Annotated in this window: 15 protein-coding genes, 1 tRNA gene and 1 other RNA gene; 13 read left to right on the top strand and 4 right to left on the bottom strand. The window is 69.8% G+C overall.

The window, feature by feature from the left end:
- From SSP08S_RS50490 to SSP08S_RS50480, 3 genes are all read right to left on the bottom strand, one after another.
- On the bottom strand, positions 1–272 hold a 272-nt coding region (locus SSP08S_RS50490), incomplete at its 3' end, for a hypothetical protein (RefSeq protein ID WP_019075286.1).
- Positions 266–694: an ATP-binding protein gene (locus SSP08S_RS50485; RefSeq protein ID WP_019075285.1), complete on the bottom strand. Its 429-nt coding sequence runs from the start codon at positions 692–694 to the stop codon at positions 266–268. The genes SSP08S_RS50490 and SSP08S_RS50485, both read right to left, overlap by 7 nt.
- Positions 695–740: 46 nt before the next feature.
- The gene (locus tag SSP08S_RS50480; RefSeq protein WP_026179526.1) at positions 741–1148 is read right to left on the bottom strand and encodes an NUDIX hydrolase; all 408 of its coding nucleotides are present in this window, start codon (positions 1146–1148) and stop codon (positions 741–743) included.
- 110 nt (positions 1149–1258) lie between these two features.
- On the opposite strand from SSP08S_RS50480, the gene SSP08S_RS50475 reads away from it, so the two are divergent.
- From SSP08S_RS50475 to SSP08S_RS50420, 11 genes are all read left to right on the top strand, one after another.
- Entirely contained in the window at positions 1259–2047 is a 789-nt protein-coding gene (locus tag SSP08S_RS50475; protein WP_019075283.1) for a GntR family transcriptional regulator, read from the top strand.
- Positions 2048–2215: 168 nt separating this feature from the next.
- Positions 2216–2572 carry an SCO3933 family regulatory protein gene (locus SSP08S_RS50470; protein WP_019075282.1) on the top strand — a complete coding sequence of 119 codons (357 nt, stop codon included), beginning with the start codon at positions 2216–2218 and terminating at the stop codon, positions 2570–2572.
- On the top strand, positions 2572–3954 hold the full coding sequence (locus SSP08S_RS50465) for an FtsK/SpoIIIE domain-containing protein (protein WP_019075281.1): 1383 nt from the start codon (positions 2572–2574) through the stop codon (positions 3952–3954). Before SSP08S_RS50470 ends, SSP08S_RS50465 begins: the two co-directional genes overlap by 1 nt.
- 82 nt (positions 3955–4036) lie before the next feature.
- A complete protein-coding gene (locus tag SSP08S_RS50460; protein ID WP_019075280.1) occupies positions 4037–4672 on the top strand; it encodes a DUF2637 domain-containing protein in 636 nt (211 codons plus the stop codon).
- Between the two features lie 3 nt (positions 4673–4675).
- Positions 4676–4858 (top strand): hypothetical protein, encoded by a 183-nt coding sequence (locus tag SSP08S_RS50455; RefSeq protein ID WP_019075279.1) that lies wholly within the window; start codon positions 4676–4678, stop codon positions 4856–4858.
- Positions 4859–4860: 2 nt separating this feature from the next.
- Entirely contained in the window at positions 4861–5052 is a 192-nt protein-coding gene (locus SSP08S_RS50450; RefSeq protein ID WP_019075278.1) for a mobile element transfer protein, read from the top strand.
- Between the two features lie 16 nt (positions 5053–5068).
- Positions 5069–5263: a hypothetical protein gene (locus SSP08S_RS50445; protein WP_019075277.1), complete on the top strand. Its 195-nt coding sequence runs from the start codon at positions 5069–5071 to the stop codon at positions 5261–5263.
- Positions 5264–5288: 25 nt separating this feature from the next.
- Entirely contained in the window at positions 5289–5531 is a 243-nt protein-coding gene (locus tag SSP08S_RS50440; RefSeq protein ID WP_019075276.1) for a hypothetical protein, read from the top strand.
- Positions 5532–5684: 153 nt separating this feature from the next.
- Positions 5685–6989: a replication initiator gene (locus SSP08S_RS58605; protein ID WP_078532841.1), complete on the top strand. Its 1305-nt coding sequence runs from the start codon at positions 5685–5687 to the stop codon at positions 6987–6989.
- Complete coding sequence (locus tag SSP08S_RS50425) at positions 6982–7215, top strand: excisionase family DNA-binding protein (protein WP_019075273.1); 234 nt, start codon at positions 6982–6984, stop codon at positions 7213–7215. Before SSP08S_RS58605 ends, SSP08S_RS50425 begins: the two co-directional genes overlap by 8 nt.
- Before the next feature lie 11 nt (positions 7216–7226).
- Positions 7227–8507, top strand: a complete 1281-nt coding sequence (locus SSP08S_RS50420) for a tyrosine-type recombinase/integrase (RefSeq protein WP_019075272.1) — start codon at positions 7227–7229, stop codon at positions 8505–8507.
- Positions 8508–8586: 79 nt separating this feature from the next.
- Here the strand turns inward: SSP08S_RS50420 and SSP08S_RS50415 are convergent.
- A tRNA-Ser gene (locus tag SSP08S_RS50415) sits at positions 8587–8674 on the bottom strand.
- Between the two features lie 71 nt (positions 8675–8745).
- On the opposite strand from SSP08S_RS50415, the gene ffs reads away from it, so the two are divergent.
- Both ffs and SSP08S_RS50410 read left to right on the top strand, forming a co-directional pair.
- Positions 8746–8844, top strand: an RNA gene (gene ffs, locus SSP08S_RS58870) — signal recognition particle sRNA small type.
- A 102-nt stretch (positions 8845–8946) separates the two neighbouring features.
- Positions 8947–10383 (top strand): DNA polymerase III subunit gamma and tau (locus SSP08S_RS50410; RefSeq protein ID WP_026179524.1); only part of this gene is annotated, 1437 nt, incomplete at its 3' end.

The raw sequence follows: 10383 nt of genomic DNA, 5'->3' as shown, positions 1-10383 counted from the left end.
TGGGCGTGGACGACGGACACCGTCCAGGGCACGCGGCGCAACAGGGCCCGTCGGGTGTTGATGCGGTGGTCGTAAAGCCGGTCCCATGCCTCCTGGGAGGCGTCGGAGTCGAGTGCCGGTGAGATGGTCCGCAGGATCTCGGAGACCCAGTTGTTCGCCTCGGTCTCTGTGCGCGCGTCGTAGGAGCCGAAGAGCGTTGGCGGCCGGCTGCCGTCCAAGTGCCGGGTCCAGCACTCGCACCAAAAGCCGGGGCCGATCGTCGTGCTCAGCATGGGTGCGCTCCTCGTCGTACGTCTGTGAAGAGCTCCGCGGTGACCGTATGGCCGCCGTCGCTGTCATGGACCACAACCCGGTGTGCAATCGCGCTGACCATGCCCAACCCCCGGCCGTGCTCGGCCTCCTGGCCCCGCTGCTCGACCTTTGGAGCTGTCCCGGCGCCCCCGCCATCCGTCACCGACAGAGCGACCACCTGCGCCGACACCGCGAGTACCAGATGGAAGCTGCCCGCCTCCCGCCCGCTCGCCGTGTGCAGGATCGCGTTCGCGCTCAGCTCACTCACGATCAGTTCCGCGTCTTCGGTCAACGGCGAACCGCGCAGGATGTCCCGCGTCCAGCGCCGCGCCCTGCTGACCTCTTCGAGGAATCCTGGGCAAGTGAGTCCCCAGACCCGCGCAGTGCTCGTATACTCGTGCATACAAGTTCCTTCGTGCTGGTAGGCCGCCATGTGCAGCGGGTTTGGGCTAGACGAGTTTCACGCCGTCGTGGGCGCGGATGGCCGGCGGGGACGTCGCGTCGAGTGCGTCGATGACGCGGATCGCGTATGCCTCGTCGGCGAGTTCGGTGACTTCTTCGCGGGTGGCCCAGCGCAGTGCGCGGGTCTCGTCCCCGGTGGTGGGTGTGCCGTCGGCGGCCTGGCAGCGGAAGACCAGGGAGACGATCAGCCCGGTCATGTTCTTGTAGACGCCGGTGAGGGTCGCGGGGAGTGCGATCTTGATGCCGGTTTCTTCGAGGACTTCGCGCTGGAGGGCCTCGGGGAGGGTTTCGTCTCGCTCGACGACGCCACCCGGGGGTTCCCACTTGCCGTTGTCGCGGCGCTTGATCAGGAGGGCGCGGCCGTGGTCGTCGACGATGACTCCGGCGACGCTCACGGAGTGCGGACGGTCCATGCTCACGTTCCTCGGCCCTCCCGGCTGGCTAGGCTCTCCACCGTAGCAACAACACTCGCCCACTCGTCTAGATACCTAAAGGAGTACTCACTGTGAGCCCTCTCCGTTCCGGCCTGCTCGGTGATCTCGACCCCACGAGTGATCGTGCGGTCTTCCGGCAGATCGCCGACCAGCTGCGCGAGGCCATCGACCGTGGGCGGTTCAAGGAGGGCGAGAAGCTGCCCTCGGAAGCTGACCTGGTCGAGCACTACGGGGTTTCCCGGATGACCGTCCGCAACTCCTTCTCCGTCCTCCAGGGCGAGGGCCTGGTGCACGCCGAGCACGGCAAGGGCGTCTTCGTCCGGCCTCGGCCGCCCGTACGGCGTCTCGCTTCCGACCGCTTCGCCCGCCGCCACCGTGAGCAGGGCAAATCTGCGTTCATCGTCGAGGCGGATGCCGCCGGCAGTCACCCTCAGGTCGACAGTCTGGAGGTGAAGGAGGAGAAGGCCAGTCAGGACATCTCCACCCGGCTCGGTTCCGTGCGGCGAGTGCTGGCCCGCCGGCGCCGCTACCTCCTCGACGGGAAGCCGGTCGAGTTCGCCACCTCCTACCTCCCGCTCGACATCGCGCGCGGTACGCAGATCGCCGAATCCAACCCGGGCCCCGGCGGGATCTACGCCCGCCTCGAAGAACTCGGCCACCACCTCGACCACTTCGAGGAGGAGATCCGGGCCCGGATGCCCTCGCCCACCGAGGTCAAGACGCTCCGGCTGGCCTCAGGCGTGCCCGTGATCCACCTGATCCGCACCGCGTACGACACGGAAGGGCGGGCTGTGGAGGTCTGCGACACGGTCATGGCGGCGGACGCGTACGTGCTGTCGTACCAGCTCCCGGCGACCTGATCGCGTGATGGGCGGTGGTGCGCGGGGGACGCTTCCCGAACTCGTACACCCCAACGTGCATACTCGTATAGACGAGTGGGCAAGTTGTGTGGCAGGGTGGTCCGCGCGAACCCGGAGATCGGGTTCGCGGATCGCTGCATGTATAGACGAGTGGATAGGTAAACTTCCTTGCGTACCATCCGTGTTGAGACCGCCGCCGCGACGATCCTGCTGACCGAGGCCCCGGAGCCGAAGGTCCGCGACCGTCAGACCGGCGAGATCGCCAAGGACGCCGTCAGCGGCGAGGCGCTCATGACGCTCGGCGTCGTCTACATCGAGGAGGGCGAGTCGTCCCTCATCAAGGTCACCGTCCCCGAGGGCGGTGTCTCCGAGGGGCTCGCGCTCGGAGCTCCGGTCTCGCTCCCGGGACTCGTCGCCCGGCCGTGGGAGAGCGTGTTCAACGGGCAGCAGCGTCACGGCATCGCCTTCCGTGCCGCCGCCGTCACTCCGGCTGCCTTCCCGGCCGTCGCCGAGGCTGCCGCCTGATGAGTGACCTGACGACGCTCCTGGAGGTGGGTGGTCCCCTCGCCGCGCTCGGTGGCGGGGCCGCCTACACCCGGGCCAAGCACCCGGCCGCGTACTGGTCCACGATCGGCCTGCCGATATCCACAACCCGCCTGCTCAGCTCGTACGGCTCGGTCATGGAGGCCTGCGGCCTGACCGTCGCCCCGTCCCGGCTGCGCATCCTCGCCGTCAAGGCCACCACCCGACGTGAGGTCCGGCCCGTACCGCCCCGCCGGGGCATCATCCGACCCACCACGACCGGCCTGCGGATACGGCTGCGGCTCGCCCCGGGCCAGGAACCCGCCGACGTCGCCGCCTCCGCCGAACGGTTGCGGCACGCCTGGGGAGTTCACGCCGTCTACGTCACCACCCTCAAGCCCGGCGTCGTCGAACTCCGCCTCGTCGGCTACGACGTACTGCGCCGGGTCCGCATGCCCCGCACCCGCAAGCTCCCCTCCGGCCTCCTCAAAGTGCCGGTCGCCCTGCGGGAGGACGCCACCCCGTTCGTACGGGACTACCGCACCGTTCCGCATCAACTCACCCTCGGCGCAACGCTGTCGGGCAAGTCCATGTACCTGCGCCACCTGGTTGCCGGGCTCGCCCGTCAGCCGGTTGCCCTGGTCGGCATCGACTGCAAGCGGGGCGTGGAACTGTCCCCGTTCGCTGCCCGACTCTCGGCCCTGGCCACCGATCCCGACCAGGCCGCCGACCTGCTGCCCGCGCTCATCGACGAGATGGAGGACCGTTACGACTTGATCAAGTCCCGGCAGGGCATCGCCCCCAACACCCCCGACGAGGAGATCACTTCAGACATCTGGGGCCTGCCCGAGAGTGAACGCCCGGTCCCGATCGTGCTGTTCGTGGACGAGGTGGCCGAACTCTTCCTCGTCGCCACTCGCAAGGACGAGGAACGCCGCGACGAGATGGTCACGCAGCTCATCCGGCTCGCCCAACTCGGCCGCGCCGCCGGCATCTACCTCGAAGTCTGCGGACAGCGCTTCGGCGCCGAACTCGGCAAGGGCGCCACCATGCTCCGCGCCCAGCTCACCGGCCGCGTCTGCCACCGCGTCAACGACGAAGCCTCCGCCAAGATGGCCCTGGGCGACATCGCCCCCGAAGCCGTAGGCGCCGCCTGCGCCATTGCCCCCGAACGCCCCGGCCTCGCCGTTGCGGGAGACACCTCCGGCGGCTGGTCCCGCATCCGCACCCCCTACCTGTCCCTCGGCGACGCCGCCGAGATCTGCCGCGACTCCGCGCACCTGGTGCCCGACCTGCCCGCGCTCAAGCGCTTCCAGCCGTACGCACCCGTACGCCCGGCCGCGACCCCGGGCGCGAACGTCCAGCCGCGCCCGGCAACCAACTGACCTTCCCCCGCCCCGGTTTGGCGTGACCGTCTCGCGCCAGGTCCCTACCCCTCCCATGCCCGAACCCGGAAGGAGCCGCATCATGCGCGCCCAACTGGCCCGCGTCGACGCGGTACTCGTCCAAGCGCTCATTGCCGCCGCCCTCTCCTTCGCCCACCTGCACGACATCGCCTCGGCGGCCGGACAGGACGGGTGGAAAGCGTGGGCCTACCCCATCAGCGTCGACCTGCTCCTCGTCGCCGCCTGGCGCCGACTGCGGACCGGCGACGCGAAAGCCTCCGGCTGGTGCTGGTTCGTCATCGCGCTGACCGCATCTCTCGGCGCGAACGTCGCGACCGCCGGCCTGCTCGACCTCGGCGACGTTCCCGCCTGGCTGTGCATCCTCGTGGCGGGCTGGCCCGCCGTTGCCTTCCTCGGCGGAACCCTCCTCGCCCACTCGGCACCCAAGGCGGTCGTCGCCGTCGAGGTGGTCGAGGACCAGGAAGACAAGCCCGAATCAGCCCCCGAGCTGCCCGCCCAACTCGCTGTCGAGGCGCCACCCAACCGCCCCGCCGTGCCGGTCCCGGCCGCCCTGATCGAGCACGCCCGCAAGGTCGCCGCCGAGCACCACACCCGAACCGGAACCCCCATCGACACCCCGACCCTCCGCGCCCGCCTCGGCGTCCCCGCACCCATGGCCGAAGCCATCGCCGCCCACCTCACACCGACAGGAAATTGACCCGTGCCCCTCACCTTCAACACCGCCGCCGACTACCTCGACGCGGCCCGCGAGATGGCCCGCAGCAACCGATGGGCACTGGCCCGGCTCCTCGCCGAGGAAGCCGCCGACCGGACCTCGGACCCTGCCCAAGCTGCCCGCATCCTCGCCGAGTTCCCCGCCCCGAACCCGCAAAAGGAGGACTGACGATGACCGCCAACCGCCGCTTCCGCAACGTCATCCGCATCGGCCCCGTCCAGGTCGCCACCTACTACGACGACCGGGGCCGCGAGAAGCACACCGCCGCCTGCACCGCCCCGCGCTGCGGTGCCTCGCACGACTACGACAGCCGTGCCGCCGCCGAGTTGGCGGCCCACACCCACCGCTGCCCCGTCCGCTGAAAGGGAGTTCCACTCCGTGACCGTCAGCCTGCCGCTCGTCGTCGTCCTCGGCTTCTTCGCCTGGGGAGCGGTCAAGTTCCTCGGCGTCCGCACCTGGATCGTCGTTCTGATCGCCCTGTTCGGCTTCTGGCTCTCGCACACCTTCCTCGCCCCCGCCATCGAGTCCGGCACGCGCTCCGGAGTGGGTGTCGTAAACGGCTCACATGACTAGACGAGTAGATGAGAAAGGGTTCGCCGTGTTCCTGCCCAAGTACCCCGACAACCCGACCCCGCCGCCCGCACACACCCACACCCCGGCCGACCCGCTGCCCGCACGGCGCTCGCTCCCGCCGGTCTCCATCGACCGCAACACAGTCGTCGCCCTGGTCGTCGGCGGAGTCGTCCTCACCGCGCTCCTGGCCGCCGTCGCCGTAACGGCCATCTCCGTGGCCATCGCCGCCGTGGTCCTGCGCTCGATGCTCCGCGACCACCGCCGCTGAACGACCCCCCGGAACGACCCCTGGCCTCCGGGGCGGCGGCACACGACCAAGCATTTCGCCGCCCCGGGGCCCGTCTCTCCTGACCGAGCCAGCCAGAAGGAGCAAGCCATCTTCACCCGCCCCACCCCGGCCCCACTCCCCGAACTAGCGAACCTGGCCGCACAGGGCACCCTCCCGGGTATCCTCCGCCAACTCTCCGGCCTCGGCGGCTGCACCAACCCCATCCGCCTCGACGGCCACCGCACCGAATACGACGTCAACACCACAACCGGCGAGATCGGCGGCATCCTCCACCACCTCAACTCCTCGACCCTCCCGGCCGGCCAACTCCTCGTCCGCTGCAACAACCGCCGTACGACCCGCTGCGCGGCCTGTTCCGAGGTCTACCGCCGCGACACCTTCCACCTGGTCACCTCGGGCCTGCGCGGCGGCAAGGGCACCCCCGAACACGTCGCCACCCACCCCCGCGTCTTCGCCACCTTCACCGCCCCCGGCTTCGGCCCAGTCCACAACCGCCGCACCGACGGCCGCCCCTGCCGCTGCGGCGCCCACCACACCCAGGACGACGACGTACTCGGTACCCCACTCAACCCGGACACCTACGACTACGAAGCGGCCGTCCTCTGGAACGCACACGCCGGTCCCCTCTGGCGCCGCTTCTCCACCTACCTGCGCCGGGAGGTCGCCAAGCGCGCAGGCCTCTCCCAACGCCGGTTCCGCGACCACGCACGCGTGTCCTTCGCAAAGGTCGCCGAGTACCAGAAGCGCGGCGCCGTCCACTTCCACGCAGTCATCCGCATCGACGGACCCACAGGCGGCGACACCCCACCCCCGCCCTGGGCCACCGCCGACCTGCTCACCGACGCCATCCGCACCGCGACCGCCAAGGCCCGCGTCGACGGCCCGACCATCGACGGCCGCACCCACACCTTCACCTTCGGCCGCCAACTCGACGTCCGCACCATCCGATCCGCCGACTTCAACGACGGCCAGGAACTCACCGAACGAGCCGTCGCCGCCTACATCGCCAAGTACGCCACCAAGGGCGCCGAAACAGCGACGGGAGCTCTCGACCGCCCGCTCAAGTTCGCCGCCGAACTCGCCCACCTCGACATCAGCGACCACGCCCGCCGCCTCATCCGCACAGCCTGGACCCTCGGCGCCCGCAAGAGCCTCGAACACCTCCGCCTGCGCGCCTGGGCCCACATGCTCGGCTTCCGCGGCCACTTCTCCACCAAATCCCGCCGCTACTCCACCACCCTCGGCGCCCTCCGCGACGCCCGAGCCGAATGGCACCGTGCCCAAGCGACCCCCACGACAACAGACCCCCGCACCAACACGACGTACGTCCTCGCCCACTGGGTCTTCGCCGGAACCGGCCTCTCCTCCACCGAAGCCTGGCTAGCCGAGACCCTTGAACCCGCCCTCGGAACGGAAGGAGAGCCCACCCGTGGCTGAGCCGCGAGCCCTGACCGCTGTCCCGGAACTGGCCGACCCGTCCTTGGTCCTGCTGACCGTCGAAGAGGCGGCACGGCGACTCCGTATCGGCCGTACAACCTGCTTCAAGCTCGTGCTCGCGGGCGAGATCGAATCGGTCACGGTCGGCCGCCTACGCCGAGTTCCGGCTGAGGCGCTGCCCGCATACGTCACCCAACTCCGCCGCCGTCCCGCTGTAGCGGCCTGAAGGGGGGAGACATGGCAGAGACGAAACGCACCCGCCAGCCCAACGGCGCCTCGTCCATCTACCTCGGCAAGGACGGCAAATGGCACGGCCGGGTGACCGTCGGTGTCAAAGACGACGGCAAGCCCGACCGCCGTCACATCGAGCGGAAGACCAAGGCCGAAGTGACCAAGGCGGTCCGCGAGATGGAGCGGGCCCGCGACGACAAGAAGCTGCGGAAGCCGGGCAAGGGATGGACCGTCCAGAGCTGGCTTGAGCACTGGGTCGAGAACATCGCCAAGCCGTACGTCTCCGAGAACACGTATGACGGGTACGAGGTCGACGTGCGCGTTCACCTCGTCCCCGGCCTGGGCGCCCACAAGCTCGACCGCCTGGAGCCGGAGCACCTCGAACGCTTCTACCGGAAGATGCAGGCGTCCGGGAGTTCGGCCGGCACCGCCCACCACGCTCACCGGACGATCCGAGTCGCCCTCGGCGAAGCGGTCCGGCGCGGGCACGCCGTCACCAACGCTGCCGAGATCGCCAAGGCTCCCCGCCTCGAAGAGGAGGACATCGAGCCTTACACGATCGAGGAGGTACAGAGCCTGCTCGTCGAAGCGGCCAAGCTCCGCAACAGCGCACGTTGGGTCGTTGCCCTGGCGCTCGGCCTTCGCCAAGGCGAGGCGCTCGGCCTGCACTGGGAAGACGTCGACCTCGCCGCCGGGTACATCCGCATCCGCAAGAACCGGCTCCGCCCGAAGTACGCGCACGGCTGTGGTGCCAACCCGTGTGGTCGGAAGGCGGGCTACTGCCCCAAGAAGGAGCAGACCCGCCGCGAACACAAGTCCACCAAGTCCCGAGCCGGACGGCGCACCATCGGCCTGCCCGATCCGCTGATCAAGATTCTCCGTCAACACCAGGAAGCCCAGGAGCGGGAGCGGATCGCGGCCGGTACCGACTGGGAGGGCAAGGGGTACGTTTTCGCCTCGCCGATCGGCGGCCCCCTCAGCCCCAACACGGACTTCCACACCTGGAAGCGGCTTCTCCGGGACGCGGGCGTACGGAACGGCCGTCTCCACGACGCTCGCCACACCGCCGCGACCGTCCTCCTGATCCTCGGCGTCCCGGACGTCGTGATCGACTCGATCATGGGCTGGGAGCCCGGGGGAGCGGCCCGGATGCGGGCCCGCTATATGCACGTGACGGGGACCATGCTCCGCAAGGTCGCGCAGCAACTCGGAGACGCGCTTTGGGTCCTGCCCAGGACCAACACCGATACAGACACCGGCAACGGCACCGAAGAAAAAACCAACTGAGACGGAAACTGAGACGGACAACGACGAAGGGCCCCACCGCGAACGGTGGGGCCCTTCGACATCGTGCCCGGTGAGGCACTGGCGGAGGATACGAGATTCGAACTCGTGAGGGGTTGCCCCCAACACGCTTTCCAAGCGTGCGCCCTAGGCCACTAGGCGAATCCTCCGCGGCAAACAATACAAGACGTTGAGGAGTGCTCGCGAACTCGTTCCCCCCGCTCAGATCCTGTAGCCTGTGCGGAGCCCCTCACGCGGCGCTATCTGACTGAACTCCCCCAGGGCCGGAAGGCAGCAAGGGTAGGTTGGCTCTGGCGGGTGCGTGGGGGGCGCTTGAGTTTCCGGCGCCGCGGTGCCCGGCGCCCTGGTGGCTGCCGCCCCGCGTTCGCGCGAGCTCGCCCGTCGGCCCCCGTTGTCAGTGCGCGCCTATAACCTCGTACGCGTGTCGTCTCTCGCGCTGTACCGCCGTTATCGCCCGGAGTCGTTCGCCGAGGTCATCGGGCAGGAGCATGTAACCGACCCGTTGCAGCAGGCGCTGCGGAACAACCGGGTCAATCACGCGTACCTGTTCAGCGGGCCGCGCGGCTGTGGCAAGACGACCAGTGCGCGGATTCTGGCCCGCTGCCTGAACTGCGAGAAGGGGCCCACGCCCACACCCTGCGGCGAGTGCCTGTCCTGCCGCGACCTCGCGCGCAACGGGCCCGGGTCGATCGACGTGATCGAGATCGACGCCGCGTCGCACGGTGGTGTGGACGACGCCCGTGAGCTGCGCGAGAAGGCGTTCTTCGGGCCCGCGAGCAGCCGGTACAAGATCTACATCATCGACGAGGCCCACATGGTCACGTCGGCCGGCTTCAACGCCCTGCTCAAGGTCGTCGAGGAGCCGCCGGAGCACCTCAAGTTCATCTTCGCGACCACCGAGCCCGAGAAGGTCATCGGGACGATCCGGTCGCGGACCCATCACTATCCCTTCCGGCTCGTGCCGCCGGGCACGCTCCGCGACTACCTCGGCGAGGTGTGCGGGCGCGAGAACATCCCCGTGGAAGAGGGCGTGCTGCCGCTCGTCGTGCGCGCGGGCGCCGGGTCCGTACGTGACTCCATGTCCGTCATGGACCAGCTGCTCGCGGGCGCGAGCACCGACGGTGTGACGTACGCCATGGCGACCTCCCTCCTCGGCTACACCGACGCCTCGCTGCTCGACTCCGTGGTCGAGGCCTTCGCCACCGGTGACGGCGCCGCCGCCTTCGAGGTCGTCGACCACGTCATGGAGGGGGGCAACGACCCCCGCCGTTTCGTCGCCGACCTGCTGGAACGCATCCGCGACCTGGTGATCCTCGCCGCCGTGCCCGACGCCCTGGAGAAGGGCCTCATCGACGCCCCGGCCGACGTCCTGGAACGCATGCAGGCGCAGGCCGGCACCTTCGGCGCGGCCGAACTCAGCCGCGCCGCCGACCTCGTCAACACCGGCCTGACCGAGATGCGCGGCGCCACCTCCCCCCGCCTCCAGCTGGAACTCATCTGCGCCCGCGTGCTGCTCCCCGCCACCTACGGCGACGAGCAGTCCGTCATGGCCCGCCTCGACCGGCTCGAACGAGGCGTCAACTTCGCGGGCGGCGGCGGAGCGCCCGCCATGGGATACGTCCCCGGACCCGACGTCCACGGCGGCCATCCCCAGCCGCAGGCCCAGGCCCAGGCTCCGACGCAGGCTCAGGCCCAGGCCTACGGAGGAGGCGGCGCCCCAGCCGTCCCGCCGGGCGGCGGTGCCGCTGCCGCGCGGGCCGCGGTACGAGGTCCAGGGGCACCCGACACCGGCGCCCCCTTCGCCGGTACGACACCTGCGGCCCCTGCCCCCGCGACGCCGCCGGAGCAGGCCCCCGCC

The organism is Streptomyces hokutonensis, from assembly GCF_000376565.1.
GTDB classification, from domain to species: domain Bacteria; phylum Actinomycetota; class Actinomycetes; order Streptomycetales; family Streptomycetaceae; genus Streptomyces; species Streptomyces hokutonensis.
The sequence above is the reverse complement of the archived record's forward strand: the minus strand, read 5'-3'. Positions and strand labels throughout refer to the sequence as shown.